Source organism: Borreliella japonica, assembly GCF_030438115.2.
Classification (GTDB): Bacteria; Spirochaetota; Spirochaetia; order Borreliales; family Borreliaceae; genus Borreliella; species Borreliella japonica.
Genome location: NZ_CP124062.1, coordinates 124,860 through 151,438, shown reverse-complemented (window position 1 = coordinate 151,438; position 26,579 = coordinate 124,860). Strand labels below are relative to the sequence as shown.

22 protein-coding genes are annotated in these 26,579 nt (G+C 28.6%); 19 read left to right on the top strand and 3 right to left on the bottom strand.

The annotated features are described in order from the left end of the window. Window positions 1–51 precede the first annotated feature (51 nt). From QIA21_RS01330 to QIA21_RS01320, 3 genes are read left to right on the top strand one after another with little or no spacing between them, the layout of a single operon-like run. The gene (locus tag QIA21_RS01330; protein ID WP_301392851.1) at window positions 52–1,170 is read left to right on the top strand and encodes a glycine betaine/L-proline ABC transporter ATP-binding protein; all 1,119 of its coding nucleotides are present in this window, start codon (window positions 52–54) and stop codon (window positions 1,168–1,170) included. 6 nt (window positions 1,171–1,176) lie between these two features. After that, window positions 1,177–2,076 carry an ABC transporter permease gene (locus QIA21_RS01325; protein WP_301392850.1) on the top strand — a complete coding sequence of 300 codons (900 nt, stop codon included), beginning with the start codon at window positions 1,177–1,179 and terminating at the stop codon, window positions 2,074–2,076. Between the two features lie 14 nt (window positions 2,077–2,090). Next, a complete protein-coding gene (locus tag QIA21_RS01320) occupies window positions 2,091–2,966 on the top strand; it encodes a glycine betaine ABC transporter substrate-binding protein (RefSeq protein ID WP_301392849.1) in 876 nt (291 codons plus the stop codon). Here the strand turns inward: QIA21_RS01320 and yidD are convergent. Further along, on the bottom strand, window positions 2,955–3,245 hold the full coding sequence (gene yidD, locus QIA21_RS01315) for a membrane protein insertion efficiency factor YidD (RefSeq protein WP_301392848.1): 291 nt from the start codon (window positions 3,243–3,245) through the stop codon (window positions 2,955–2,957). The two genes, QIA21_RS01320 and yidD, sit on opposite strands and share 12 nt — an antisense overlap. Before the next feature lie 158 nt (window positions 3,246–3,403). On the opposite strand from yidD, the gene QIA21_RS01310 reads away from it, so the two are divergent. The 5 genes from QIA21_RS01310 to QIA21_RS01290 all read left to right on the top strand — a co-directional run bounded on the left by QIA21_RS01310 (window position 3,404) and on the right by QIA21_RS01290 (window position 11,446). After that, complete coding sequence (locus tag QIA21_RS01310; RefSeq protein WP_091972944.1) at window positions 3,404–4,639, top strand: TolC family protein; 1,236 nt, start codon at window positions 3,404–3,406, stop codon at window positions 4,637–4,639. Between the two features lie 11 nt (window positions 4,640–4,650). Further along, window positions 4,651–5,598 carry an efflux RND transporter periplasmic adaptor subunit gene (locus tag QIA21_RS01305; RefSeq protein WP_301392847.1) on the top strand — a complete coding sequence of 316 codons (948 nt, stop codon included), beginning with the start codon at window positions 4,651–4,653 and terminating at the stop codon, window positions 5,596–5,598. An 18-nt stretch (window positions 5,599–5,616) separates the two neighbouring features. Beyond that, window positions 5,617–8,826: an efflux RND transporter permease subunit gene (locus tag QIA21_RS01300; RefSeq protein ID WP_301392846.1), complete on the top strand. Its 3,210-nt coding sequence runs from the start codon at window positions 5,617–5,619 to the stop codon at window positions 8,824–8,826. 1 nt (window position 8,827) lies between these two features. After that, the gene (locus QIA21_RS01295; protein ID WP_091972954.1) at window positions 8,828–9,136 is read left to right on the top strand and encodes a PG0541 family transporter-associated protein; all 309 of its coding nucleotides are present in this window, start codon (window positions 8,828–8,830) and stop codon (window positions 9,134–9,136) included. Between the two features lie 417 nt (window positions 9,137–9,553). Further along, the gene (locus tag QIA21_RS01290; RefSeq protein ID WP_301392845.1) at window positions 9,554–11,446 is read left to right on the top strand and encodes an AMP-binding protein; all 1,893 of its coding nucleotides are present in this window, start codon (window positions 9,554–9,556) and stop codon (window positions 11,444–11,446) included. Here QIA21_RS01290 and QIA21_RS01285 read toward each other — a convergent pair whose 3' ends face one another. Continuing rightward, window positions 11,447–13,336: a penicillin-binding protein gene (locus QIA21_RS01285; protein WP_301392844.1), complete on the bottom strand. Its 1,890-nt coding sequence runs from the start codon at window positions 13,334–13,336 to the stop codon at window positions 11,447–11,449. A 129-nt stretch (window positions 13,337–13,465) separates the two neighbouring features. Between QIA21_RS01285 and hisS the strand changes: the two genes are divergently transcribed. Then, window positions 13,466–14,839: a histidine--tRNA ligase gene (gene hisS / locus QIA21_RS01280; protein WP_301392843.1), complete on the top strand. Its 1,374-nt coding sequence runs from the start codon at window positions 13,466–13,468 to the stop codon at window positions 14,837–14,839. A 46-nt stretch (window positions 14,840–14,885) separates the two neighbouring features. Here the strand turns inward: hisS and QIA21_RS01275 are convergent, their stop codons facing one another. Beyond that, on the bottom strand, window positions 14,886–16,013 hold the full coding sequence (locus QIA21_RS01275; RefSeq protein WP_301392842.1) for a tetratricopeptide repeat protein: 1,128 nt from the start codon (window positions 16,011–16,013) through the stop codon (window positions 14,886–14,888). Window positions 16,014–16,196: 183 nt separating this feature from the next. Here QIA21_RS01275 and QIA21_RS01270 point away from each other — a divergent pair, with 183 nt between their 5' ends. The 10 genes from QIA21_RS01270 to QIA21_RS01225 all read left to right on the top strand — a co-directional run bounded on the left by QIA21_RS01270 (window position 16,197) and on the right by QIA21_RS01225 (window position 26,512). Beyond that, a complete protein-coding gene (locus tag QIA21_RS01270) occupies window positions 16,197–17,141 on the top strand; it encodes a tetratricopeptide repeat protein (protein WP_301392841.1) in 945 nt (314 codons plus the stop codon). A gap of 36 nt (window positions 17,142–17,177) precedes the next feature. Then, window positions 17,178–19,880, top strand: coding sequence for a transcription elongation factor GreA (gene greA / locus QIA21_RS01265; protein ID WP_301392840.1), 2,703 nt, complete (start codon window positions 17,178–17,180; stop codon window positions 19,878–19,880). Window positions 19,881–19,893: 13 nt separating this feature from the next. After that, window positions 19,894–20,997, top strand: coding sequence for a recombinase RecA (recA, locus tag QIA21_RS01260; protein ID WP_301392839.1), 1,104 nt, complete (start codon window positions 19,894–19,896; stop codon window positions 20,995–20,997). A gap of 12 nt (window positions 20,998–21,009) precedes the next feature. Then, window positions 21,010–21,777: a hypothetical protein gene (locus QIA21_RS01255; RefSeq protein ID WP_301392838.1), complete on the top strand. Its 768-nt coding sequence runs from the start codon at window positions 21,010–21,012 to the stop codon at window positions 21,775–21,777. Continuing rightward, the gene (locus QIA21_RS01250) at window positions 21,764–22,513 is read left to right on the top strand and encodes a pseudouridine synthase (protein WP_301392837.1); all 750 of its coding nucleotides are present in this window, start codon (window positions 21,764–21,766) and stop codon (window positions 22,511–22,513) included. The genes QIA21_RS01255 and QIA21_RS01250 overlap by 14 nt, the downstream gene beginning before the upstream one ends. Continuing rightward, window positions 22,497–23,162 carry a (d)CMP kinase gene (gene cmk / locus QIA21_RS01245; RefSeq protein WP_301392836.1) on the top strand — a complete coding sequence of 222 codons (666 nt, stop codon included), beginning with the start codon at window positions 22,497–22,499 and terminating at the stop codon, window positions 23,160–23,162. The genes QIA21_RS01250 and cmk overlap by 17 nt, the downstream gene beginning before the upstream one ends. Window positions 23,163–23,164: 2 nt before the next feature. Beyond that, window positions 23,165–24,820 carry a 30S ribosomal protein S1 gene (locus QIA21_RS01240; RefSeq protein WP_301392835.1) on the top strand — a complete coding sequence of 552 codons (1,656 nt, stop codon included), beginning with the start codon at window positions 23,165–23,167 and terminating at the stop codon, window positions 24,818–24,820. Continuing rightward, complete coding sequence (locus QIA21_RS01235) at window positions 24,820–25,431, top strand: tetratricopeptide repeat protein (protein WP_301392834.1); 612 nt, start codon at window positions 24,820–24,822, stop codon at window positions 25,429–25,431. Before QIA21_RS01240 ends, QIA21_RS01235 begins: the two co-directional genes overlap by 1 nt. Before the next feature lie 87 nt (window positions 25,432–25,518). After that, window positions 25,519–26,214, top strand: coding sequence for a hypothetical protein (locus tag QIA21_RS01230; RefSeq protein ID WP_301393360.1), 696 nt, complete (start codon window positions 25,519–25,521; stop codon window positions 26,212–26,214). 19 nt (window positions 26,215–26,233) lie between these two features. Further along, a complete protein-coding gene (locus QIA21_RS01225; protein WP_301392833.1) occupies window positions 26,234–26,512 on the top strand; it encodes a hypothetical protein in 279 nt (92 codons plus the stop codon). Window positions 26,513–26,579 lie beyond the last annotated feature (67 nt).

Genomic DNA, 26,579 nt, shown 5'->3' with positions numbered 1-26,579 from the left:
TTTATAATGACATGTTATGAAGCATAATTCGGGCTTATTGAGGAGTTTGCTTTGGATAGGACTACTGTTAGAATTAAAGATTGTTATAAAGTATTTTCTTATTATTTTGACAAAAAGCAGATAAGTCGAGCTATAAAAGATTATGAAGATGGTAAAGATAGAATGCAAATTTACAAAGAATCTTCTATTTTTATTGCAAATGCCAATATTAATCTTGATGTTTATGAAAATGAAATTTTAGTTATTATGGGTATGTCAGGTTGTGGCAAGTCTACTTTGGTCAGGTGCTTAAATGGTATTTACAAAATAGATTCGGGATCTATTTTGGTAAATAACATGGAAATGAATACAATAAATCGCAAAGATCTTTCTAATTTAAGAAAAGATAAATTTGCAATGGTTTTTCAAAACTTCGGACTTTTCCCCCACATGAATGTATTGAGAAACGTTACTTATGGACTTGAAGTCAAGCACATCTCCAGGAAGATCAGAGAAGAACGTGCTATTGAGGTATTAAATCTTGTAGGGCTAGAAGATTCGAAATATAAGTATATTAATGAACTTTCTGGAGGAATGAAGCAAAGGGTTGGAATAGCAAGAGCATTGGTTGTTAATCCAGATATTCTTTTAATGGATGAGGCTTTTTCGGCTCTTGATCCATTAATTAAAGGAGAAATGCAGGAAGAGCTTTTAAGGCTAGTGGCTAAGCTTAAAAAAACAGTTGTGTTTATTACTCACGATTTAATTGAAGCTTTTAAATTGGGACATAGAATCGCTTTCATGAGAGATGGAGAAATTATTCAAGTTGGCAAACCTTTGGAAATTTTAGCCAATCCTAGTACAGATTTTATATCTCATTTTATCAAAAATTTACCTGTTTTAAATATTTTAAAAATAAAAGATATTTTAAAAGATGATTTTGATTTAAACTCTGGTAGTGATAATGGTTTAAATGTTATTATTAAGCATCAAGGTGAAAGTTTTAGCTTATATGATAAAGCTCTTAATAAAAGATATGATAATCTTGTATCTTTGAATTTGGAGCTAAATGATGAGATAAAAAAAATTGTTGGATACTTGAATAGGCAAGATTATTTAATAATAAAAAAAAAGGAAGCTATTGTCGGATATATTAATTTAAATGAAATTTCCGATCTATTGTCAAGATAGAAATTTATGAGTAAAGATTTTTTTATATTAAAAATAGATAATTTTTTTGATTTTTTGGTTGATAATTTTTCAATTTCTGATGGGGTAGGTTTTTCTAAAAGTATAATTTTTTTATATGAGAATTTAAAAAATTTATTTCTTTTTGTTAATCCCGTTCTTTTTATTTTGACTGTATGCTTGCTAAGTTTTATTTTCTTGAAAAAGAGATTGGTATTTTTAATTTTGCCTGGATTCTTTTTTATTTTGTATTTTAATCTTTGGGAAGCTTCAATGGATACAATAGCTATTATATTTGTTTCTGTATTTGTTTCTGTTATTTTGGGAATTCCCATAGGTATTTTTGGGGGATATTTCCCAAGATTTTATGTTTTTTTAAAACCCATTCTAGATTTAATGCAAGCTATGCCCCCGTTTATTTACTTGATTCCCGCCATTCCTTTTTTTGGAATGGGCACAGCTTCTGCTATTTTTGCTACAATAATTTTTGCTATGCCTCCTGTTATTAGATATACAAGGTTAGGAATTGTCCAAGTTTCAGATGAGGTAATAGAAGCTGCCAAGTCTTTTGGAAGTAGTAATTTGCGTATTCTTTTGCAGGTTCAGCTTCCCCTTTCTCTTCAGAGTATAATCGAAGGTATTAATCAGTCAATAATGATGGCGATATCTATGATAGTAATTGCTGCAATGGTTGGATCGTCTGGCTTGGGTAGAACTGTGATTTACTCTATTGAAAGATTGAATTTTGGTGAGGGTTTAATATCTGGATTAGCAGTTGTTATTATAGCTATTGTTTTAGATAGGATTATGCAATCTATCTTTATTAAATTTAGCTATTTGAATACAGATCATTATGGGGGAAAGAAAGAAAATAAATTTAAAAGATTTTTGGAAATGTATAATAAATAAATGGGGGATATTTTATGTATAAATTATTCATTGGATTTTGTATTTTTCTTATTTTTTTTTCTTGTGATGAAAAGAAGATTTTAAAGGATTTGAAATCGGTAAAAATTGGATATGTGAATTGGGGCGGAGAAACAGCAGCTACAAATGTATTAAAGGTTGTTTTTGAAAAAATGGGCTACAATGCAGAAATATTTTCAGTTACCACATCTGTAATGTATCAGTACTTAGCATCTGGAAAAGTAGATGGCACGGTATCTTCTTGGCTTCCTACAGCTGATAAATTTTATTACGAAAAGCTGAAAACAAAATTTGTCGATCTTGGAGCAAATTATGAAGGAACCATTCAGGGGTTTGTAGTGCCAAGTTATGTTCCAATTTTTAGCATTAGCGAGCTTAAAGGTAAAGGGGATAAGTTTAAGAACAAAATGATTGGCATAGATGCTGGTTCTGGAACTCAGATTGTTACAGAACAAGCGCTTGATTATTATGGATTAAGTAAAGAGTATGAGCTAGTTCCTTCAAGCGAGAGTGTTATGTTAGCAAGTTTGAATTCTTCAATAAAGAGAAACGAGTGGGTATTAGTTCCTTTGTGGAAGCCCCATTGGGCTTTTTCTAGGTATGATATTAAGTTTCTTGATGATCCTGATTTAATTATGGGGGGAGTTGAGAGTGTGCATACTCTTGTTAGGCTTGGTCTTGAAGATGATGATCTTGATGCATATTATGTTTTTGATCATTTTTATTGGAATGATGATTTAATATTACCTTTAATGGATAGAAATGATAAAGAGCCAGGCAAAGAGTATCGCAATGCAGTTGAATTTGTTGAGAATAATAAAGAAATTGTGAAGATGTGGGTTCCGGAAAAATATAAGGCTTTATTTGAGTAATCTTTTTTGAAATTCTTTTAAAGATGTTGAAATAGGATTGTATTTAGGAATAAAATCATTTCCTCCTTTGAATAATGCATTACATCTTATTATTCTTAGTGTCATTAATATTAAAGCTGTTAGAAAATTGTATTTTTTAAGGCATTCAATTGAATATTCTGAGCAGGTAGGTTGGTATATGCATTGTAATCCAAATAGTCTAGAGAAAGTGTATTGGTAAATTTTTATTAAAAAAATAAGCGTATAATTTAAGATAAAGAAAATTTTGAAAATGTTCATATTTAGAATTGTATTATAATATAATGATTAATCAAATGAATTAAAAATAATAATTAAATTTTATAACTTTAAAATAAATAGCAATTAAGTTTTATAAATTTAAAGTTTAATTTTTATTATAAAGGGGGCTTTAAATTAAAAAAATTTTTTTAATTTTTATGACTGTCTCTTTTTCTTTTGCTGAAATTATTCAAATATCTCCCAAACAGGCTGTAGATATGGCATTAGAAAGTAGTTTAGATTCAGAAAATGCTAGATACAAAGAAAATATAAAAAGACTTTATAAAAACAATGCATGGAATATTTTTGTTCCAGATGTTAATCTTAGCTCTACATTTAGTAGAAATCCTTCTGATTCTAGTGAATTTGAGAGAGATTATTGGGGCTTGGGGTTGGGAGTTGGGATTAGTCTTTCTTTATCGCCTTCTGTTTTAAAGAGAATAGAACTTGTTATGCTAGAGTATGAAAATGCAAAAATAGAAAGGGAGAGTGCTGTTCGTAATATTAAATTAAATGTTCTTAAATCTTACAATCAATTGATAGCTTTAAAGAGTACTTTGAAAGTTTTTGAGAGTCAAATACAAAATAGTAAACTTAAATTTGAACAAGCCAGAATTGCTTACAATAATGGACTAATATCAGAAATAGATTTCCTTGATGCACAGCTTAAGTATAAAAAATCTCAACCAGATTTGGATGGTCAGATTATTAACTTTGAAAAATCAAAAGAAATTTTCAAATTATTAATAGGATTAGATCCGGATCAAGATTTTGAAATTATTGGAGAATTGTCAGACAAGACAATAGATTTTTCCTTATTTAATGAAGAATTAAATTTTAACGAATCATTAGAAATTAAGGAGTTAAATATGCGCTTAAAAATGACAGAACAGATTATCGGTTCGCTTTGGCTAGATACTTTTTTGCCAAGCATTTCTTTGTCATTTTCTTATTCTCCTTATAGATCATTTCATGAAAATTCCAAAGGTTTTTCAGGTGGATTTTCAGCATCTTTTAGTTTAAATTATGGTTTAACTGAAATATTTCCATTTTCAAAGAGTTTTACAAAAATACAAGATAACAACTACCAACTAAAAATACTGCAAAACAATATTGAAGATAAAATTAGAAATTTAAAATCTAGTATTGTGCAAAAAAGAAAGGATATCAGAAGGTATAAAACGATTCTTGATGCTTCTAAAATTAATGTAGAATTAGCTAATAAAAATTATCAAATGGCATTTAATGCTTTTAATTCCGGAGTAATAGATCTTTCTAAATTGAATGATATTGAGCTTGTTTATAAGCAGAGCGATTTGAAGTTCATTGAAGATAAATTGAATTATTCCAATTCTATACTTGAATATAAGAATTTAATAAATTCATTAGATTAAGAGGTATTTTTATGAATTTGATTTTTAATATTAACTTATTTTTAAAAAAATATTTTTTAGTTTTAGTTTTAGTTGCGTGTGTAAGTAATAACAAGCTTGATAACAAAAATATTGACAAAGAGGAAGAAAGTTCTTATAGATTCCCAGTAATTGCCATAAAAGTTAAAAAGGGAATTTTGAGTGATTATTTGTCTTTAAATGGAGATATAGATACAAAAGTTAAGGCAGATATTTTTCCAGATACCGCGGGTAAAATAACTTCTTTGAGAATAAAACTTGGAGCTTATGTTCAAAAGGGGCAAATAGTTGCAACTCTTGATCCTTCAAGACCCGGTTCTGTATATTTAAAAAATCCAGTAAGAGCGCCAATTTCAGGATATATTTTAAATATTAGAAAAAAAATTGGCGAAACAGTTAATTCTCAGTCCAGCATAGCAGTAGTAGGAAGGATAGATGCAAAGCAAATTTTAACTTATGTGTCTGAGAAATACATTTCAAATATTAAAGTTGGAAATGATGCTATTATTGAGGTTGGAGCTTATCCTAATGAAAAGTTTAAAGCTAAAGTTTCAGAGATATCTCCTGTTTTAGATTCTAAAAGTCGTGCTATTGAGGTATATCTTACACCTATTGGTAGTAATTTGGATAAACTGATTATTGGCATGTTTTCTAAAATCAAACTTATTACTAAGCGTTTTAAAGATGTAATTAAGATCCCAAGAGAGGCTGTTGTCGAGAGAGAAGGTAAGAAATTTGTATTTAAACTTGATTTAGAGGGTAAAAGTGTTCAAATGTTGCCTGTTACGGTACTTTTTGAGATAGATAACATTGTAGCTCTTTCGGGCGAGGTTGAAGAAAATGATTTAGTTGTAGTAGAAGGTATGTCTGCTCTTTCTAATGGAGCTCTAATAAATTTGGTAGATACAAAAGAGGGTCTTTCAGCTGAAAGCAATATTTAATTTATTAGGAGATTTGTTATGTTGGTAAAGAGAATAGTTGGCAAACCAATAACAATGTTGATTTTATTTTCATTGTTAATGATGATGAGTTTATATACCTTTTCAAGATTGAAAGTAGACCTTTTACCCGGAATTGATATTCCCCAAATAAGCATTAATACTGTTTATCCCGGTGCTTCTCCTAAAGAAGTTGAAGAGAGTGTTTCTAGAGTTCTTGAGAGTGGCTTGAGTTCGGTAAAGAATTTGAAAAATATATATAGCGTTTCTTCTAAAGAAAATAGTACCGTTTCGCTTGAATTTTATCATGGAACCGATTTAGATTTGGCTTTAAATGAAATTCGAGATGCTCTTGAATTGGCAAAATCTTCATTACCCAGTGAATCACAAACACCCAGAATTTTCAGATATAATCTTAAAAATATTCCTGTAATGGAAATTGTTATTAATTCTGTAAGGCCAGTTTCTGAGCTTAAAAGATATGCTGATGAGATTATTAAACCTGAGCTTGAAAGGCTTGATGGAGTTGCAATTGTTACTGTTAATGGCGGGAGTAAAAAACGTGTTTTAATTGAAGTTTCTCAAAACAGATTAGAGTCTTATGGACTTTCTTTGTCAAGAATATCTTCGATTATAGCATCTCAAAATTTTGAACTTTCAGCTGGTAATATATTAGAGAACAACTTAGAATATTTGGTTCAAGTGTCTGGAAAATTTAAATCAATTGAAGAGATTGGTAATGTAGTCATAGCTTACAAGATGCCCGATGTTTCTTCCGGCATAAATTCATCTGCTATTGAGATAAAACTTAAAGATATTGCTAATATTAAAACCGATTTTGAAGATTTGTCAGAATATGTTGAATATAATGGGTTGCCTTCAATTTCTTTATCGGTTCAAAAACGTAGTGATGCCAATTCTATTGCAGTTTCTAATGTTGTTATGAGTGAAATAGCAAAATTGAAATTATCTATGCCCAAAGATATGAGATTGGAAATTGCTTCTGATAGTACTGATTTTATTAAAGCGTCTATTTCAACGGTTGTAAATTCAGCCTATTTTGGGGCTATGCTTGCAATATTTGTTATTTTTTTCTTTTTAAGAAGCTTTAGAGCCACAATAATTATTGGAATTTCTATTCCAATAGCAATTATTCTGACCTTTTGTTTAATGTATTTTGTAGATGTTTCTATTAATATTATGAGTCTTGCAGGTCTTGCACTTGGAGTTGGAATGGTTGTTGACTGTTCAATTGTTGTAATAGACAATATATATAAATATAGGCAAAAAGGAGCAAAGCTTATTTCATCTTCTATCCTTGGAGCCCAAGAGATGATGTTGCCTATTACGTCTTCAACTTTTACTTCCATTTGTGTTTTTGGTCCATTTCTTATTTTCAAATCAGAACTTGGGGTATATGGAGATTTTTTTAAAGACTTTTCATTTACAATTGTTATCTCTTTAGGAGTTTCTCTTTTGGTTGCTATTTTTTTGGTTCCCGTTTTATCAAGCCATTATGTCGGTTTATACACAAGCTTCCAAAAAAATATTAAGAGTGCTTTTATTAAGAAAATTGATGCTTTTTTTGCTGGTGTTTATTATTTTTTAGAATTTTTGTATATCAATTTATTAAATATAGTTTTAAATCACAAATTGATTTTTGGATTGATTGTTTTTTTTAGTTTTATTGGTAGTTTGTTTTTAGGATTGTTGCTAGATGTGACAACTTTTGAGAGAGGAAAAGATAATTCTATTGTTATTAATTTAAATTTTCCTCATAAAACTAATTTGGAATATGCAAAATTTTATTCTAATAGATTTTTAGAAATTGTAAAAAACGAAGCTAAAGGATATAAAAGTATTATTTCTACTTTGAATGCTGACAGAATAACTTTTAACGTATTGTTTCCTCTTAAAGAAGAGTCAAGAGATAAGTTAATCGAAAGCATAGATTACGATGCTATTAAGTATAAAATTATAAGTCGTATTGGGAATCTTTATCCTGAATTTAATATTGAGCCTTCCAGCGGTAATGCTTTAGGTGGTGGAGATTCTATTAAAATTAAAATTTCAGCGAATGATTTCGAATATATAAAAGATTATGGAAAAATTTTAGTCTCTATGTTAAAAAAAGAAATTCCCGAACTTGTAAATCCAAGGCTTAGTATAAATGATTCTCAACTTCAAATTGGTGTTGAGATAGACAGAGAGTTAGCTTACAATTATGGTATTGACATGAATGCTATTTTAAATGAGTTGAAAGCCAATATTAATGGTGTTGTTGCTGGGCAATATGTAGAGGATGGACTTAATTATGATATTGTTCTTAAGCTTGATAGAATGGATGTTAAAAGTTTAAAAGATTTGGAAAAGATATTTATTACAAATTCATCTGGAGTTAAAATTCCTTTTTCATCAATAGCTACCTTTGAAAAAACCAATAAAGCCGAATCTATTTACAGAGAAAATCAAGCTTTAACTATTTATCTTAATGCAGGTATTTCTCCAAATGATAATTTAACCCAAGTAACTGCAAAAGTTATAGATTTTATTAGCAATAAAGTTCCTCATAAAGAGGGCACAGTGCTTAAGGTTGAAGGAGAGTATAATGAATTTTCAAATATCATGAATCAGTTTAAAATAATCATTATTATGGCTATTATTGCTGTGTTTGGCATTATGGCTTCTCAATTTGAATCTTTTTTAAAACCCTTTATTGTTATTTTTACAATTCCTTTAACGGCAATAGGGGTTGTGCTTATACATTTCCTTGCAGGAGAAAAACTTTCTATTTTTGCTGCAATTGGGATGCTTATGCTTGTTGGTGTTGTGGTAAATACGGGAATTGTTCTTGTAGATTATACCGGTTTATTGGTCAAGAGGGGATTTGGTCTAAGAGAAGCAATTATTGAATCTTGCCGTTCAAGGTTTAGACCAATTTTAATGTCTTCTTTGACTTCAATAATAGGGCTTATTCCGATGGCATTTTCTAGTGGGAGTGGGAATGAACTTCTAAAACCAATTGCATTCACTTTTATTGGCGGAATGACAGCTAGTACATTTCTTACTTTATTTTTTATTCCCATGCTTTTTGAAATTTTTTCCAATATTGTTTCAAGTTTTAAATCTAAGTTTAAAAGAGTGTCGTTTAATGTAGATGTTGAATCATCCAAAATTAATGATTCAACTAAAAGTAGTTATGATAATCTATTTGAAGAAGATGAGGATTGATATGGCTAAATTTTATAGGTATAGGATTGAAATAATTTCCAACTTATCTTTAGAGCTTGACATTTTTGAATGTATGGAAAAAATAGAGCAAGAGTTAGGAGAGTCTGTATATTATTCTAAGATAGAAAATGTTTATGGAAAAGGTAAGAAAGGGGAAAAGCATGGTAATGGTGTTTGGCCTGAAGAAAATTTTATTCTGATTATTTATACTTCCAATAAATCTATTGTTAATAGATTAAAGGATATTGTAGATGATTTAAATCGCTCTTACCCTACAGAGGGGATTAATTTTTTTATTTTGAGAAATTAATTTTTAAGAGTGGAATTTCACTTATTGTTTTGGATAATAAAAATTATGTTTTAAGATTTGGGCATAAAAATATAATTTTTAAAAATGTTGCAGATAGGCGATCAAATTTATGTTGATGGGTTATGTGAACATTTTGTTTTAAATTGATAAACAAAAATAATTCAATGATATTTAGTGTTTTAGATATTTTGAGAAAAAAATATTACTTTCAAAAATATTAAAACAGAAATTTATTCTTAGATTTTAAATTATTTTTTTTTGTTAAATATTTTTTAAACTTTTTTGCGATTTTTTAGGTTTTTATTCTTATTGGCTTTCTGTATGTTTTTTCAGTAGGAGGCTTTATAAATAATTTTATGAATTTATGGTTAATAATGATATAATAAACCATGTTAATTTTGTTAAAAGGAGGATTATATGTCAATAGCAAAGGCATTCTTTGAGGTAGCTGATCAACAAAAGGATAAAATTGCTCAAGTATATAAAGTTTGCAGTGAATATGCCCATGTTACTTATGGCGACTTAAAAAACAATGTTTTAAAGCTTGCTTCCTTTTTAAAGTCAATCAATGTTAAGCATCAAGATAAAATATTTATTTGTTCTGAGAATAGAGCCGAGTGGTCCGTGATAGATTTTGCAATTTTATCTTTGGGTGCTGTCGATATTCCAAAAGGTTCTGATGTTACACTTTTTGAAGCTGAAATTATTTTTAATTCTGTTCTTCCAGGTGTAGTTATTTTAGAAAATTTAAATCTTCTTGATATGTTTGTTCAAATCCAATTTACAGTAAAACCGATATTTATTATTATTGAAAATTTGAACAAAGAAGATATACTAAAATATGGTGATTTTGAAATTTATACCTATAACGATTGTATTTTATTTGGAGATAATTTAAGAAAAGATTCAGAAATTATTGACATTGCAAGTAAAGTTGATCCTAATGATATGGCAACGATAATATATACTTCTGGAACAACAGGTCATCCAAAGGGGGTAATGCTCAGTCATGCTAATCTTCTTTATCAGGTTTCTAGTTTTAGTTTAATGGTTGATACGCAAGTGGGTCAAATATTTATGTGTATTTTGCCAATTTGGCATTCCTTTCAAAGATCTTTTTCTTATAATATTTTTCTCAAGGGTATGGTTTGTCTATTTTCTACTATTGTTCCAAGAGCAATGCTTGATGATATTAGGAATATTAATCCTCATTATATTGCAGCTGTTCCCAGGCTTTGGATTGCAATAAGGCAAAATATTTACAAAGAAGTTTCTAAGAAACCGTTTGTTTCTAGGATAATTTTTCATTTTTTTATAAAATTGGCATTTCTTAGTGATATTTGCTATAGGGCTGTAATGGGGCTTTATCCGGACAATGGGTTTAGTTTATTTTTCCCTATAAAGAAAATTTTGGGAATGTTAGGTTTAATCTGCTTATTTCCTTTTAAAGTTTTGGGAAATATTTTGATTTTTAATAAAATAAATAAAATCTTAGGTAATAATTTTGTTGTTGGAATTACTGGTGGTGGTAGTATGCCTTTATCTGTTGTTAGATTTTTTAATTCAATTGGTATTGAGCTTGCTAATGCTTATGGATTGACAGAAACTTCACCCGGAGTTGCTTCTAATAAGTATAAAAAAGTGATTATTGGAACTTGTGGTAAAATTTTACCTGGAACTGTTGCTGAGATTAGAGATGCTGATGGAAATAAACTTAAAAAGCCTGGAAAAGGAATTTTGTTTGTAAAAGGCCCTCAAGTAATGCTTGGGTATTATAAGGATAAAGAAGCAACTTGCAGAATTATTGGTTCTGATGGTTTTTTAAACACAGGTGATATTGCAAAATTATCTAAGGATAATGTTGTTCAAATTATTGGTCGAGAAAAAGATACGATTGTTTTGAATAACGGAGAGAATGTTGAGCCTGCTCCAATTGAGATTAAGCTTGAAGAATCAATATTAATAGAAAAAGCGGTTGTTGTAGGGCAAGATCAAAAATTTTTAGGAGCCCTTATTCTTCCAAATTTTGAAGAAATAAATAAATATCTAGAAAGTATTGGGCAAAAAATTTTTGATGCTAATAATAGACGTCAAATTATTGCAAATAATATTGTTCTTAAGGCTATAAATGATGAAATAAAAAAATTAATCAATAGGACTAATGGATTTAAGCCTTTTGAGCAGATATTAAAGTTTGCTCTTTTAGAAAAACCATTTGAAGTTGGCAAAGAAATATCGATTAAAATGGACATTAAGCGAAACTATATTTTAAATTTTTATAAAAATGAAATTAAAAATTTATTTACCTGATTATTTTAAATGCAGTTCAAGCTCTTTTATATCTTCTAATTTTGTATTGGGGGGTATACTTTGCTTGTAAACAAATCCGTCGCCATTTATTTTTATTTTCATAGTATTTTTATAGTATTTTAGTATGTCTATTGCTTCTCTTTTGGAAAGGTTGATAAAATTTGGCAAATATGCGTTGTTTTTATAATTAGTGGTGATTTTAGGGATCTTAATTTTTGATGGCATTTTGATTTTTTTATATACGTTTGTATTTTGTTGGTATTCAATAAATTCTATTATTTCTTTTGCCATTGGAGCTGCTATTCTTGTTCCATATATTATTTTTTTTGGGTATCTGTATACAATATAAATAATATATTTTGGTTGTTCTGTAGGATATATTGCCAAAATAGAGGATGTATAGTCTTCTTCTGAGTATTTTCCGGTTTTTCTGTCAATAGCCTGAGATGTTCCGCTTTTTGCAGAAATGTCAAGATTTTTAATTTTAAGATTTGGAATTCCACCTTTATTTACAACTTCTCTCATCATTTTTAAAACTTTTTGTGCTGAACTCTTGGATATTGTTTTTTTTATTTCTTCTTTACCAAATTCTTTAATACTTTCTCCTTTGTTGTTGCTTATTTTTTTTATTATTCTAGGTTTTAACATTATTCCATTGTTGCTTAGTACGCTTGCAGCTTGTAATATTTGAACTGCAGACACTCCTATTTCTTGCCCAAATCCAATTGTAGCTTTACTTCTCCCTGACCATTTTGAATAATGATTTAATAGTCCTTTTGTTTCTCCGGGAAATGGAAATCCAACTTTTTCCCCAAATCCAAAATCCAAAAGTTTTTTATAGAAGTATTCATTGTTAACCTTCTCAGTAATATAAGCTATTCCTACATTTGATGAATAAATTAAAATCTCTGTAGAGTCGATGTGTTTATAGGGAGGATTTAATGTTTTGATTGTAATTTTTTCTCCTGATGGAAATTGTTTTTGATATATTCCATTGTCTAAAAATTTTTCTTCTAGATTTAACTTTCCACTTTCTAATATTATTGCAACTGTAAAAATTTTATTAATGCTTCCAGGCTCATAGGTTAACGATGAAGAAAGATTTTTTCGTATTTCTTCAGGATATTCAGAATAAAAGTTTGCATCGTATTGAGGAAATTGAACCATAGACAATATTTCTCCATTTTGAGAGTTCATTACCAAAGTAATTAAACTTTCAGGATTATTTTCTTTAAAGTATTTTTCAGCTATTTTGCTAACACCTTGTTGTATATTCATATCTATTGTTAAGTAGATGTTATTTGTTTCTAATTCTTCATTTAAAAATTGTTGTTTTGTTTTATCTTTTCCTAATATGCTATTTAGAGAAAATTCAATGCCTTCAAGGCCAAGATTATCTGTTCCTACAAAGCCAGTAATATTACTTGTGGTATAACGAAAAGGATAAATTCTTGTGTAATCGGGATATAAAGCAATGTTTGAGAGCCTGCCTTCAGCTTGAATTCTTTTTATTAAATCTGATTCTTCCCTTTTTATTTTTCTTTTTATATATAAAAATCCTTTATTGGAAGAAAGCCTTTCTTTTAAAATTCTTGAATCAATTTGGAGTATTGCGCCAAGAGTTTCAGACGTGCTGACAATATTTTCTATTTTTTGAGGATTTGTTCCTATTGAGTAGGACCTCGAAGAGAATGCTATTGGTTTGCCATTTCTATCATAAATTGTTCCTCTTTTGACAATATCGTTTGATTTTAAAGGTATCATGTTATCTGAGCTGTTATTAAAGACCATTAACGTGAAGTATTTGTAAATAGTTAGCAAAGTTATGCCCAAGAATATTGTTAGTATTGTCTTTGCTCGATACTTGTTATTAAGTATTCTTTTGGTCATGAATTGTGGTCCTCTTAAATTTATTTGTGGCCATATGAAACAAAAAATTATTCATTTTTTTTTGCATCTATATTATTATATGTTATTATATTCTGAAAAAGTAGATTACTATATAGCAGAGGGTATAATATGACGGATGTTAAAACTTTAAAAGGCTTTAAAGATTATTTGCCTAAAGATTCTTTGATTCGAATTCATATTGTTAAGCAGATATTTAGCGTTCTTAATTCTTATAATTTTGATTTAATAGATACGCCGGTTCTTGAATATTCAGAGTTGCTTTTAAAAAAGAGTGGTGATGAGACTGAAAAGCAAATTTATAGGTTTAAAGATAATGGAGGCAGAGATGTTTCCATGCGATTTGATTTAACCGTTCCTTTTGCCAGATTTGTTGCTACAAATATTTCTGATTTGAAATTTCCTTTCAGACGTTCTCAATTTGGAAAAGTTTTTAGAGGAGAAAATTCTCAAAAGGGTAGATACAGAGAATTTATGCAATTCGATTTTGATATAGTCGGAGAAGACAGTTTTAGAGGCGATGCGGAAATTCTTTCTGTTGTGTATTATGGACTTGAAGAGATTTTTTTGAATTTTATAGAAGGCATTAATAAAAAATTTATTATTCATTATTCTCATCTTGGCATATTAAATTCTTTTTTTGAAAAATTAGGAATTAAAGAAGAATCTCTTTTTATTTTAAGAAATATTGATAAAATAGATAAAATAGGAATTGACAAGGTTAAAGAGGCGTTGCTTCTTAAGATCGAAAAGGAAGCAGTAGATTCAATCTTGAGTTTAGTAAACTTGCAAGGTACTTTTAAAGATAAAATACAGGCCTTAAGAAGTATTTTGGGTGACAACGATTCTGTTAAAAGAGTAGAAGATGTTTTTAGTCACCTTAGTTTATTGAAAATTCAAGATTCTTTTAATTTGAATCTTAAAATATCACGTGGGCTTGATTATTATACAGGGATTGTTTTTGAATCTGAGGTGTTTGGTAGTGATATGGGAAGTGTTTGCAGTGGGGGAAGATATGATAATTTGGTTTCTTCGTTCTCAAACTCTATTCAAAAAATTTCAGGAGTTGGAGGATCTTTCGGCGTTGATAGAATAAAGGACATAATTGATCTTGAAAAGTTTAGTTATGTTAAAATATTTGTCACCAAGGCTAGATCTAAGGTTCTAATTGTAAACCTAGATAGTGCTTTGCAAAATTATTATTATGAACTTGCTACTAGGTTTAGAAATCATGATTATTCTAAGGTTAAAAATATTTCTTGTGAAGTCTATTTTAAAAATAAAAATGGTAAAAATATTAAAGAACAAATAGAATATGCTTTAAGCAAAGAGATAAGATTTTTAGTTTTTGTTGGTCAAGAAGAATATAAAGAAAATAAAATGAAAGTAAGAGATTTGACAAAAAAAGAAGAGTTGCTACTTTCTTTTGAAGAGTCAATAAATATTATCAAATGTAATGAAAAGTTGCTGTGCACTCCTTTTTAATCTTGAATTTTGATTGTCTTTAAAAATTTTGACAAAGATATTAAGATTAATTTTCGTTTCTATCTATTTTTCTAATTGTGATTGCGTTTAAGGTAAGTTTGTTATTTTTGAATTCTATTTGTCCAAGTATTTCAACATTGTCTTTAAAATCAATATCAATATCAAAGGTTGTTTTTGTTGGGATAATTCCTAAGAGTACATTTTTGTTGTATCCCACATAAAAGTCAAACTGAATTATGTTGTCTTTTTTTTCTACATTATTTACTACCCCTTCCCATTTTACATATACGTTTGAATAGATTGATGGATCTTTCTTAATATCTTTTAAGTTTAGATATTCATTAAAGCTAATAAAATCTGGCCTTGAGATAAAACTTGCAAGGTTTTTGGCTTTTAGTTTTATGGATTCTGATGCGTTTGAGTTCAATATTTTATTTATTTCTATTCTTGCAAAATTATCTTTTCCTGTTTTTAAATAAATTTTAATTTTTTCAAAAGAATTTTTAATTTCGTCACTGGTTAGTATTAATATAAATTGGCCTTCTTCGGTTTTTATTTTTTCTTTGTTATTTATTTTAATGTCGTCAATGTAAGCGGCAATGTTGTTTAAATTTTTGTTTATTTCTTCTCTTCGATTTGCAGATGTTGTTGTTTTTTGTTTATAAAAAATAAAATAGATTGCTAAGATTGAAATAAGTACAATTCCTCCAATGGCAATTATTATGATTATTTTTTTTAAATTTTTATCGGGTATTGCCTTGATTATTGGAAACAATTTCTCATATAGGTTGCTATTTTTTAAAAAAATAGATCCTTTGATAGGATTTTTTCGGATAATTTCAAGAGATAGCTCTGATTGATCTACTTCTTGATTTTCTTCTATCATTTTAAGCCATATTTGAATGGCTTTTTCTTCTTTACCTTGGCTTGCTAAAAGTATAGCAATAGCTTGTTTTATGTTTGATTCACTAGGATTTAAAGTGTAAGCTTTTTTAAGATATGTTTGAGCATTGCCGAGATTTCCAATACGAAGGTAAGACATTCCTAAGACATAGTGATATAAATAGTAATTTTTGTAGAAAAAAATTTCTTTTTCTAAGAGCTTTATTGCTTGTGAATATTTTTTTGAATTATAGTAATAAATAGCCTTGTTAATAATTTTATTAGGTTCCATATAGCTAGAATTTGACCCCACAATTTTCTTTTTAATATTATAATATAAGATTTTCTTTTGAAAGAATAATAAATAGAATATTGTTATTTTGCCTTAATTTCTTGTTTGACTAAAAATTGATAAATGATATAATTATACAAAGTGTAACGGGGTGGTTGTATATATTTTTAAAATGGTGGGGATGTGTCATCAGAAAGAATCGTTGAATTGATTAAAGAGATTTATTTAGATTTTAGAAAAGGCAATTTTAAAGAAGCTTTAGTAAAATCTGAAGAAGCTCATTCTCTTGATTTTGATAATATTGAGATTTTAACGGCTTTGAAAAGTTCTGTGTATTGGAATGGTCAGGTTGAAAGCCTTGATAGAATAGGACAAGATTATGAAAAGGCAGAATTTTTAATAAGAGAGTGGAATAATTTTGCAGGACGATATTTGAAAAAGATGGGTTGTAATTTTTTGCAAGGTCGTAATTCTATAAAATATTTTGTGTTTCAGACTTGTCTTTACATATATAAAAACATATACAAACTGCATCCAGAAAATTTGGACCTTTTAATAAAAATTGCTAAGTCTTATAAGGGTATGGGAAATTACGAGAAAGCAATTAATGTCTTTTTACAAATATTGGGAAATGCTAAGGAAAATTCAGATGTTGTTGCAGAGCTTGCCGATTCTTATGCGTTGGTTGATGAAATTAAAGAGGCTAAAGTCTTATTCAGAGAAGCTTTTTTTATCAATCCTCAAAAGATAGATATATATTCTCTTGAGTCCGATATGATTTTAAGATTAATTGATCTTATTAAGTCTGACAGAAATATTTCAGATGATCTTATAAAAGAATGGATTCCTGTTTATGGCTCTCTTAATGGTGTTTTTAATGTTAAAAGAGAATTAAGACCTATAGAGCTTGGACAGCTGAAGCAGTCTGTTTACAATTTGCGCAATGAACTTAAAGAAAAGTCTTATAGATCAATAAATGAGAGCATATTACTTCCAAGGCTTATTAATAAGTATTTTTGGCTTATTGATCATTATGTAAGGATAAAAGAAGATAGAGCACGTATTGATGAGATTTTGTTATACATAAAAGAAATAGACTTGGGAATTTATCAACAGTATGTAAATTAGTTGCTTGATGCTAAAAATCGATATTAGGAGAGTTTAATGTCTAATGTTACCATAGATAAATTAGATAGTATTTTACAAGAAGATAAGTGGACAAGAATAGTTGTTAGTAATTATTCTCTTGCTAAAATAAAAGAATTGGATGATTTGATAGATAATATAATTGATGAGGGGTTAACAGAGGATGTGCTTGATATTTGCGGCAGGCATTTAAAAGATGTTAAAAAAAGTATAGCAGGTCTTTATATTTCTGGAATGCTTATATATAGCAGGAGGCCTTTAAATGACATGAATTTGCTTGCTGTTATTGATTTATTTTCTCAAAACTTAAAATGGGCTCTTGTTGAGCATATATGCAATGAAATGCTTTTTATTTCAGAAAATAAGCATGCTCTTTATACTCTTGCAAAAATATATGCCCAAAACAATGAAAATGATAAGCTTCCAAGCATTTGGACTAGAATTGTTGAAGCAGATATTGATGACACTGTGTTTGTAAGGCAACTTGCTACTTATTATGAAACTATTGATTTGCAAAAATCAATTTTTTATTTTAGAAAAGCTATTTATCGTTTTATCGATAAAAAACAAATGTCAGGAATCAGAGAAGTATGGGCAAAGCTTATTCATTATGTTTCAGACGATTTTGATTCTTTTTTGCTTATTTTACAAAAGATTGAAAAAGATCTTGGATTTAAAAAAGCCATAGTTCTTTATGAAGATTTATTTGATCATTATTCTTTGACTGATAATATTGACGAGACAATAGAAATTTTAAAAGGTATTTTAAAGCTTGACAATAAAAATTATAAGGCAAGAGAAAATTTAGTTAAATTTTTAAGAGAAAGATATAAAGATGTAAAGAATATTGAGGATTATCTTGTAAAGTCTGATATTGAAAACTTAGATAAAAATTTTGTTGAGGTATACTCAGACTTTGAAAAATATTTGTTTTTCGCAAAGGGTAATTTTGTTTATCACCAGACTTGGTCTGTTGGAATAGTAAGGGATGTAAATGATCATGGTATTACGGTTGATTTTGTTTCCAAAAGAGGTCATTTTATTGGTTTTGATATGGCGATGTCGGCTCTTTCTCCTCTTAGTAGAGAGGATATTAGGGTATTAAAGGCTATAACGCCTAAAGAGGAGCTTGCAGATAGAGTAAAAAAAGATATTGAGTGGGCTATAAAAGTTATTATAAAAAGCTATAAAGCTATTGATTTAAAGGGAATAAAAAAAGAGTTGGTGCCAAGCTTGATGACTCAAAGTTCATGGAATTCATGGAGCTTGAAAGCAAAGCAAATCTTAAAGGACAATCCCCATTTTGTTATGGATTCTGGTAAGCTTGATTGTTATATATATAATGAGAGATCTTCCAATTTAAATGAAAAAATGTATGATAAATTTAAGATTGAGAAAGATTTTTATAAAAGATACGAGATATTTATAAACTATTGTAATGTTAAAGGAATTGTTAAGGATTTGCATATTGAAGAAGAGATGCTTAACTATTTTTTAATTTATGTTAACAATTTTACAAAGGTTGATCATCATGTTATAAGTTCTTACGTTATTCTTAAATCTTTGGGTAATTTTTCTGAAAAATTGTCATCAAAAGTTAATATAGAAAAAGATGTTAATTTAGAATCTCTTTTAAAGGAGTATTCAAAAGGAATAGTAGATCTTTTTGATTCAATTTTGAATGCAGAAATTAAAAAAGAATTGGTTGTTTTAATCAAAAGAGAACTTAGTAATTGGATTTTGTATTATAAGGAACTTTTCCCCCATTCTGTTAATAAGAAATTGATTGAATCGCTTTACAAGGAAGATCCCAGAGAAGTGGAAAAATTATTTAATTATGTTATAAAAAATTATAAAATCTATAAGGATGCTTATATTTGGATTTTGAAGCACTGCAAAACCTATTTTATTGAATTGAGTTATTCAGATTCCGACCTTTTGGCTAATTTGATTAAAATTTTAACAGACAGTGTTATTAAAATTAATAATAAAAATAATTCTGTTGCAAGTAAAAGAATTTATAAAATGGTAATTAATCTTTTAGTTAAAGATGGATATCTTAAATCGGTTTTAGAGAGTGTAAGAGATGAAGAACTTGCAAAGAGAGTTTATATGACTTGTTTTTATGTAAAAGATTTTCCTCCTAAAGATCTTTTAGAGATTAAATCTATAATAAGACAATTATTTGATTCTGTTGAGTTTGAAGATGAAAAGATTCAGCTTGCAGGAGAGAGAATGGAAATTGGATTTTTAACTATACTAAGTTCTTTAAATAAAAAGCAAAAAGAGCTCAAGTATTTAAAGGAAGTTGAAATTCCAGAAAATTCGAAAGAGATTGGTAAAGCTCGTGAACTTGGAGATTTAAAAGAAAATGCTGAATATCATTCTGCTAAGGAAAAACAACAGTTTTTAACAAAAAGATTAAACTCCTTAATGTTGGAAATAGAGAATGCAAAAGTTATAGACACTAAAGACCTTCAAAGTTCTATTGTTGGTTTTGGAACTAAGGTGGTTATTTTAAATGAAATTACGGGTAAAGATGAATCTTATTTGATACTTGGGCCTTGGGAGTCAAATCCCGATGAAGGTATTATTTCATATAAATCACCTTTTGGAGAAAATTTGCTTGATTCTAAGGAAGGAGATAGTCTTAATTTTATTATAAATAATACCAATTTTAGATATTTTGTAAAGAAAATAGAACCCATAAAATTTAGCTAGGAAAAATTTAAGAATGTCAAAGTTAAAGGGAAAAAGAGAAAAAATTATTGTTAGTATGGAGAGAGCAAGCAAAGAGGAAGCTGTTGAGCTTGCAAGAATTCAAATAGAAAAAACTTTTGGAAAAGGAAGTCTTATTAAGATGGGAGAATCTCCTGTCGGAAAAGGCATAAATAGTATGTCGAGCGGATCTATTGTATTGGATGAAGCTCTCGGCATTGGTGGATATCCTAGGGGGCGCATAATAGAAATATTTGGTCCTGAGTCGTCTGGCAAGACTACTTTAACTCTTCAAGCGATTGCTGAGGTGCAAAAAGAAGGGGGCATAGCTGCTTTTATTGACGCTGAGCATGCTCTTGATCCCATTTATGCAAGGGCTTTGGGAGTTAATGTTGAAGAACTTTGGCTTAGTCAACCCGATACTGGTGAGCAAGCTCTTGAGATTGCCGAGCATTTAATCAGAAGTGGTGGTATTGATTTAATTGTAGTTGATTCTGTAGCAGCTTTAACCCCAAAATTAGAGATAGATGGAGAAATGGGGGATTCTCAGATTGGTCTTCAAGCAAGGTTAATGAGCAAGGCTCTTAGAAAGATTACAGGTATACTTTCTAAATCTGATACTTGTATTATGTTTATTAATCAAATAAGAATGAGGATTGGTATTATGTTTGGAAATCCTGAGACTACTACTGGTGGGAACGCTTTAAAGTTTTATTCATCTATTAGGCTTGAAGTTCGAAAAATAGAACAAGTAACTAGATCGGGCTCAAGTGATGATGTTATTGGCAATAAGATTAGAGTTAAGATTGTGAAGAATAAGGTTGCTCCACCTTTTCGTAAGGTAGAATTGGTAATTTACTTTGGGAAAGGTATTTCTAGAGAAGCTGGCATTTTAGATGCTGCTCTTAAGCATAATTTAATACAAAAAACAGGTTCTTGGTATTCATTAGGAGATAATAAGATTGGACAGGGGAGGGAGAGCGTTATTGAGTATCTTAGTAAAGAAGTAGAACTTGCAAATGATTTAGATAAGAGGCTTAGAAAAATAATTTTTAATAATTTTGTTCAAGAAGAGGATATCAATTCTATTGAATTCAAGGAAGATGAATTCAAGCAGTAGGGAAATTTTTAAATGTCAGAATTAAGTAGTTACTCTATAAATCTTGATAATTTTACAGGCGGAATAGAGCTTTTTTTTGAATATGTTAATGTAAATAGACGCGTTTTAAGAACTTTGAGGTTAAATCAAATAATCGAAGAATTTATAGTTGCTTCAAACGACCTTAATATAAGTATTAGGGGGTTGATTGATTTTTTTTATCTTGCTAATAATTTGTTTTATTGGAAAACTCAAATTTTATTCCCATTTAAGCTTGAATACAAGGATAAAGCTGAGCGTAAAGTTGTAGAAAGGTTAATAGGTTATAGCAAGAATAGAGAAAATGAAAATTTACAATTAAATCAAATAAAGAATTTTAAATTATATGACTCAAAAATGATTGAAGATTTTATTTTTGGCGATAGTGGTAATTTTGTTAAAAATAGTAGTGTTATTGCTAATGATAATAATAAAAAGAAAAATTTAAAGAAAAAGTCTAGTGAATTGAAGGAAAAAGTTGTTAATAAAAGTTTTTTGCGTAATAAGAAGCTTAAAGTTGCTTGCAATAAATATGAATTGAAAATTTTTGAGAAAAAAATGAAAATTATTTCTATATTAAATAAAGAGAATAGCATAATTTTTGATTCTCTTTTAGATTTTAATGCTGACAATTATTCTTTTGAGAGATTTTCTTATTTTTTGGTATCTCTTGAGTGTAAAATGCTTAATATTATAAATTTAGGATATCTGAATAATAAATTAGTATTGTATCGAGGTTGTAAAATTAATGATTGCACTTAAGGCCCCCAGAGTTCATGTGTTTTTAGCTGAAAAGGGAGTAGGATCAAGAAGATTTTGTGAGGAGTTGATAAGAAAAAACCTTGTAAGAGTTAATGGCTCTATTGCTAAGCTTGGGGATAAGGTATCTTTAGGAGACAGAATAATTTATAAGAAGCAGATTTATGTTTTTAAAGACTTTCAAAGCAAGAGTAGAATTTATCTGGCTCTTAATAAGCCTAGAAATTATTTATGTTCCAATTTTGATGTTAATGGAAGAAGGTTAGCAATATCTTTGGTTCAGCCTTTATTTAAAGAGCGTGTATTTTCAATTGGCAGGCTTGATTTTAAAAGTTCTGGACTTTTGTTATTCACTAATGATGGTAAATTTGCAAATGATATTATTCATCCAAGGCTAAAAGTTGAAAGAGAATATATTATTGAATCAAAAAAAGATATTGATGAAAATTTGCTTATTTCTTTTAAATCGGGTATAAAGGTAGAAAAAGATTTTTTTAAATTAAAATCTTATGAAATTTTAAATAAAAATTCTGCTAGATTGATTTTAGACGAAGGGAAAAATAGGGAAATAAGAAAAGTGTTTTTAAGCAAAAATATTTTTTTAAAAAAAATTCATAGAATTAGAATTGGCAATATTAATTTGGATAGTTTAAGGGAAGGTCAAGTAAAAATTGTTCCTTTGGTTAAAATAAATAGGTTAAAATCCAGACTGGAGAGGTCAAATGATAATAGCAATTGATGGACCTTCAGCATCAGGAAAAAGTTCAATTGCAAGAGAGCTTGGTATAAAACTGGGATATAAATTTATCAGTTCTGGTTATCTTTACAGGATAATAACTTTAATTGCCCAAAGATCTCTTATGAATAGTTGCGATTTTATTAGTGAGAATAGACTTTTAAATTTGACCCTTGAGAATGATATAAGTTTTAATGATTCTAGCTTTTTTCTTAATGGAGAGAATGTTGAAAATCAAATTTTAAACGATAAGATTGATTTTCAAGTTTCTTTTTATTCTTCTTATGTTGGAATAAGAAATATTGTGAATAAAAAATTAAGAGAGGTTGTTAAATTTAGCGATGATAATTATATAATAGAAGGTAGAGATATTACTACTGTTGTTTTTCCAGAATCTGAATTCAAAATATATCTTGATGCTTCTGTTAAAGTTCGAGCTTTAAGGCGGTATAAGCAAAGAAATGGAAATGAAACTTTAGAAGAATTAGAGCGTACTCTTAAAATAAGAGATGATGTTGACAAGAGAAAACAATATGGTAAGTTAAAATTATCAAAAGGGGTTTTTTACCTTGATACAAGCTACAAAGGATTAGACGATGTATGTAGTATTATAATAGAAAAGTTTAATTTGAAAAAAGTAAGAGAGAGGTGAGAATGGAAAATCAAAAAGATTTACAAGAAAATTATTTAAAGGTACTTGAAAGAGTAGAACTTGGAAGCCGTGTTTCTGGGACGATTGTTAACATTATGAAGGATTATGTTCTAGTAGATATCGGTTATAAATCTGAAGGTTTTATCAAGATTGAAGAATTTGAAAATGTTCCCAAAATTGGTGATAAACTTGAAGCAATTGTTGTAAGAATAGGTGGAGAATTGGGTTTGATTTTAAGCGTTGAAAAGCTTGATTCTTTAAATTTTCAAGATAAAGTAGCTGAATATATTCAAAATAAAAAAGTAATTAAAGGTAAAGTGTTAGCTGAGCTTTCAAATGGTTATAAGATTCAAATTAATGAAAATGTTTCTGGCTTTATGCCTTTTTATTTGAGCTCTAAATCCAAGGATGAGAAATTAAAAAGAGGTTTTATTGTTGAATTTTATATTCTTGAAGCAAGCGAATCGGATGGTTTGAGACTTATTCTTGATAGGCGAACTTTAGAAAGAGAAAGAGATCTTGCTAAGAGAATAGAGTTAGTAAGTTCTTACAATGAAGAAGATGTAGTTGATGGGGTGGTTGATCGTATTACAGAGTATGGTGCTATTATAAGAATTAAAAATTTTGTTACAGGAATTTTGCATAAAAGAAATATTGCCTTTAATCAAGTTGAAAATATTGAAGATTTTGTTAGAGTTGGCGATAAGTTAAAATTGAAAATTATTAAGATAAATCCACAAACAGGTAAAATGGAATTATCTCTTAAGGCTTTAAAAGCAAATCCTTGGGATTCTGTAGAAGTTAAATATAAAATTGATAGCATTGTAAAAGGGAAAGTTGTAAAAATTTTACCCTTTGGAGCTGTTATTGAGCTTGATAGCGAATTGTCAGGATTTTTACATATAAGTAATTTTTCTTGGGTAAGGGTAATAAAAAGTCCTCAAGAATTAATAAAACTTGGTCAGATAGTGGAAGTTAAGATTTTAGAGATAGACAAAGAAAATCAAAAAATATCGCTGGGTATTAAACAGGTCAATGAGAATCCTTGGGAGAGATTAACTGAGAGATATCCTATTGGAAGGGTTATTCAAGGTGTTGTTACTAATATTACAAAAACAGGCGCTTTTGTAAATATTGAAGAAGGTATAGATGCCTATGTGAGTAAGTTTGATATTTCTTGGCTTGAAGAGATTGATCCTGAAGAATATTTCAAGATAGGGGATTTAGTGAATGGAAAAGTGCTTGAGGTTGACAGACGAAAGAGAAATGTTAGATTGGGAATCAAACAGTTAGAAGAGAGTCCTTGGGAAGATTTCTCTAAAAGTTACAAAAAAGGTGATGCTATTGAGGTTGAGATTGTAGAAAAAAAGTCAAAAGGCTTTCAAGTAAGAGTTTATAATAAAATAATGGGATTTATTAGCAAAATTCAACTAGGAGATACAAAAGAATCTAGTTTAGAAACTTTTGAAAAATTAAGCATTGGAGATAAGCTTAAAGTGGTAATAACAAATATTGATTCTAAAGACAGATCGGTGTTGCTCTCTTATAGAGAGTATGAGAATCAAAGATCAAGAGAGGAGATTTCTTCTTATTTATTTAAGGGCAATGATGACGAATCTTATAAGCCATTTGAAAATTTGCTAAAGAGGGATGAATAATGACTAGGAATAATTTTTTAGTTTTATTTATTGTTATTATTTTTATGTTTGCATCTGTTATTGTTGTTTTTTATAATTCTTTAGGCAAAGATTATGTAAAGAGTGGTGGAGAAATAGTAGAAAATCTTGAAAAGGATTTAAATAATTATTTAAAAGAAAATGATACAAAAGAGAGGGAAAAAATATTTCTTAGGATAAAGGAGCTTATTTCAAAGGAAAAAGAAATTTCATCTTATTTTATTCCAAGGTTTTATTTGGCCAGAGCTTTTTATTTGCAAAGTCAAGCACAGTATGACGAGGCTATTAAGGATTTAGATATTGTTATTAAGGCAAAAGGTATTGAAAGTGAAATTGCTTTTATTAATAAAGCTGCGGTTTATGAAAAAATGGGATTAAAAGAAGATGCTTTATTGGTTTATGAGAATCTTATTAATAGTACTAGTTTAGACTTTTTAAAGGTAAGGGCTCTTTTGAGTAAGGCAATATTGATTGAGGAGAAAGATAAAGATCTTGCTGTGAAAGTGTATGAAGAGATTATCAAATTTCCTTATGAAAATAATTTATATATAAATATAGCAAATAATAAAATTTTAGAACTTAAGCAAAATTAATTTGTATTTTTGATAGGAGGTTTTATAATTTTTTTTATCTTATATTTTGCATTTTGTCTAGGATTTTTTGGATGTGGTCTTGACAATATTTTAATACTTCCTCCGCCTGAAAAAATTGATAATCGAATTTCAAGAGATTCTTTAGCCTTTTTTTTGCCAGCAAGTTATTTTTCCAATCAAGCGGCTGGAAATCTAAGGGGTTTTGATATATACTACAAGTTTTACCCAGAAGGTGCTAATTATCATATAAATAGTTTTCAAAAAAGCGTAGAAAGAGATTTTGAAGCCTTAAAAGGTGTTTTTGATAATGTTAGTGAATTTAATAATAGAGGATTTTATAAAATAAATTTGAGTTCTACTATTTATTCGGGTAAGCCTGTTTTTAAATTAAATAAAGAATGGGTTGATAACAAATTGCCTTTGTATTTTGAAATAAATTTTGAAGAATTAAGAAAAGATGTTCCCGGCGAGGCTTTTATTATTGTAAGAAATGGCAACACTTCTTCGTCTCCTGTTCTTCTTGAGAAGACAAACATATATAGATCCTACATTGATAAAGGGGAATATATAGGTTTTTCAAAATCTATTAAAAAGTCTGATTTTTTAGACAAAGAGAAAAGACCAATGGATTTAAAACATATAAATGATGATTTTTTTACAAAAGATATTGCTCCTAAATATAATTTGGCAATTTTTGTTATGGGTGTAGGCAACGTTGTTGACGATGCTTATAGTGTTCTTATTGATCTTGGAGATTTGTCAGGATTTAGTTTATCTAACTAGTTAATTTTAAGGGAGGAGTATGATAGTATTTTTTTCTCATTTGATTTTAACAAACATTATTATTTCTTTTTTGGTAAGCTTTTTTGTTATGTTTTTAAACATATTGAATTTCAAGTTTTTAGTAGTTTATTTAATAAGTTTTTTAGGCGGCATTGTATTTTTGTTTTTTGTTCCTTTTTTCTATTCTGATTATTATGAAAGACGAATAGATCTTATTCTTTATTTATTTCCTATTTTGGGGTCAGTTATTTTAATAAGTTTGATTAAATTCTCTGAAAGAAATAAGAACGATTTGTAAGAGAATGATTTTTTAAAAAAATCAGATATCATCTTGGCTTTTAATAATTTTATCAAAGAGAATGATG

Bases quoted from the DNA above. Each gene is read 5' to 3' on its own strand.
- QIA21_RS01290 (WP_301392845.1), top strand. From the start codon at position 9,554: ATGTCAATAGCAAAGGCATTCTTTGAGGTAGCTGATCAACAAAAGGAT.
- QIA21_RS01225 (WP_301392833.1), top strand. From the start codon at position 26,234: ATGATAGTATTTTTTTCTCATTTGATTTTAACAAACATTATTATTTCT.
- QIA21_RS01235 (WP_301392834.1), top strand. From the start codon at position 24,820: ATGACTAGGAATAATTTTTTAGTTTTATTTATTGTTATTATTTTTATG.
- QIA21_RS01325 (WP_301392850.1), top strand. From the start codon at position 1,177: ATGAGTAAAGATTTTTTTATATTAAAAATAGATAATTTTTTTGATTTT.
- QIA21_RS01305 (WP_301392847.1), top strand. From the start codon at position 4,651: ATGAATTTGATTTTTAATATTAACTTATTTTTAAAAAAATATTTTTTA.
- yidD (WP_301392848.1), bottom strand. From the start codon at position 3,245: ATGAACATTTTCAAAATTTTCTTTATCTTAAATTATACGCTTATTTTT.
- QIA21_RS01310 (WP_091972944.1), top strand. From the start codon at position 3,404: ATGACTGTCTCTTTTTCTTTTGCTGAAATTATTCAAATATCTCCCAAA.
- QIA21_RS01300 (WP_301392846.1), top strand. From the start codon at position 5,617: ATGTTGGTAAAGAGAATAGTTGGCAAACCAATAACAATGTTGATTTTA.
- QIA21_RS01275 (WP_301392842.1), bottom strand. From the start codon at position 16,013: ATGGAACCTAATAAAATTATTAACAAGGCTATTTATTACTATAATTCA.
- QIA21_RS01250 (WP_301392837.1), top strand. From the start codon at position 21,764: ATGATTGCACTTAAGGCCCCCAGAGTTCATGTGTTTTTAGCTGAAAAG.
- QIA21_RS01255 (WP_301392838.1), top strand. From the start codon at position 21,010: ATGTCAGAATTAAGTAGTTACTCTATAAATCTTGATAATTTTACAGGC.
- greA (WP_301392840.1), top strand. From the start codon at position 17,178: ATGTCTAATGTTACCATAGATAAATTAGATAGTATTTTACAAGAAGAT.
- QIA21_RS01320 (WP_301392849.1), top strand. From the start codon at position 2,091: ATGTATAAATTATTCATTGGATTTTGTATTTTTCTTATTTTTTTTTCT.
- QIA21_RS01240 (WP_301392835.1), top strand. From the start codon at position 23,165: ATGGAAAATCAAAAAGATTTACAAGAAAATTATTTAAAGGTACTTGAA.
- QIA21_RS01285 (WP_301392844.1), bottom strand. From the start codon at position 13,336: ATGACCAAAAGAATACTTAATAACAAGTATCGAGCAAAGACAATACTA.
- hisS (WP_301392843.1), top strand. From the start codon at position 13,466: ATGACGGATGTTAAAACTTTAAAAGGCTTTAAAGATTATTTGCCTAAA.
- recA (WP_301392839.1), top strand. From the start codon at position 19,894: ATGTCAAAGTTAAAGGGAAAAAGAGAAAAAATTATTGTTAGTATGGAG.
- cmk (WP_301392836.1), top strand. From the start codon at position 22,497: ATGATAATAGCAATTGATGGACCTTCAGCATCAGGAAAAAGTTCAATT.
- QIA21_RS01295 (WP_091972954.1), top strand. From the start codon at position 8,828: ATGGCTAAATTTTATAGGTATAGGATTGAAATAATTTCCAACTTATCT.